General features: G+C 65.5%; 2 protein-coding genes and 1 pseudogene. 2 read left to right on the forward strand and 1 reads right to left on the reverse strand.

Annotated features, from left to right (window positions below; all coding sequences use genetic code 11):
• Positions 1–536 (forward strand): carboxyl transferase domain-containing protein (locus DM995_RS18150; protein WP_286164971.1); only part of this gene is annotated, 536 nt, incomplete at its 5' end.
• A 109-nt stretch (positions 537–645) separates the two neighbouring features.
• Positions 646–981, forward strand: a complete 336-nt coding sequence (locus tag DM995_RS18155; RefSeq protein ID WP_116970609.1) for a hypothetical protein — start codon at positions 646–648, stop codon at positions 979–981.
• Positions 982–994: 13 nt separating this feature from the next.
• Here the strand turns inward: DM995_RS18155 and DM995_RS18160 are convergent.
• A pseudogene (locus tag DM995_RS18160) lies at positions 995–1,146 on the reverse strand (RDD family protein); the annotation flags it as partial.

Genomic DNA, 1,146 nt, shown 5'->3' on the forward strand with positions numbered 1-1,146 from the left:
GCGATCTCGGCGGTTCGTGGGAGGCCAGGACCAGCGAGAAGGCCGAGCGGTTCGTGAAGCTGGCGGACCAGTTCCGTCTGCCGATCGTGCACCTGGTCGACAATCCGGGCTTCATGATCGGTGCCGATGCCGAGCGCGCGGGCACGATCCGCTATGGCGTCAATGCGATGAACGCGATCTATCGCGCGCGGGTGCCGCTCGCCTCGGTCATCGTCCGCCGCGCCTATGGCATTGCGGGTTCGGCCATGTCCAACGCCGAGCGGTTCCAGTATCGCTTCGCCTGGCCCAGCGGCGACTGGGGATCGCTGCCGATCGAGGGCGGGGTCGAGGTCGCCTACAAGTCCGAGCTCGAGGCCAGCGCCGACCCACAGGCGCATCTCGCGGCGATCCGCGCGCGGCTCAACAAGGTCCGCAGCCCGTTCCGCAGCGCCGAGCATTTTTCTGTCGAGGATATCATTGATCCGCGCGACACGCGGCCGTTATTGTGCGAGTTCGCGGACTTGGCCTGGGCAAGGCTTTCGGCAGGTCGGGCATAGATGCGACGCTTTGCGATATGCTTAACGCCGCGCATGCCAGTTTCTTCAAGCCGCCCTTAACGTCGGCCATGGCATCTTCAGCCTGAAAAACTATCAGGACCCCCGTGCCATGATCAACAATTCAGACCCGCCAGGCTCGCCGACGATGCGGACGGTCTATATCCGGCCGAACTATCAGGCGAACGATGTCGCGCCGCGCAACACCGACCCTGCCCCCAGCAGGCCGGTCAATGACGGCGTGATCAATCTGGTCAGCCGCCCCAATGCACCCAGCGGTGCGATGGAAAGCCTCGCCAAGGCTGCAGCAGCGGCGGAATTGCCCAAATCGCTCGACGATTTCGCGCGCCAGGTCGCCAAGACGATGCTGGGCGATCCCGAACAGGCTATGCGGACGCTGCGCCCGCCGACGGCCGAACAGGTGACCGGCCTGATCGGCGCAGCCTGACGCGGCCGCCTCCTCAGCTGTTCTTGTTCGCGCGCCTTCGGCCGAAACGCATGCCGCGTTCCAGCCGAGCGCGCAATTGCGTGTAATAGGCTTCCAGGAACGCGCGCTCGTCGCCGATCGGCGGGGTCCAGCCGATCTTCCCGCAGATCGTCGCCGCGCCGGGTT

It is taken from the genome of Blastomonas sp. UPD001 (assembly GCF_003426715.1).
Lineage (GTDB): Bacteria > Pseudomonadota > Alphaproteobacteria > Sphingomonadales > Sphingomonadaceae > Blastomonas.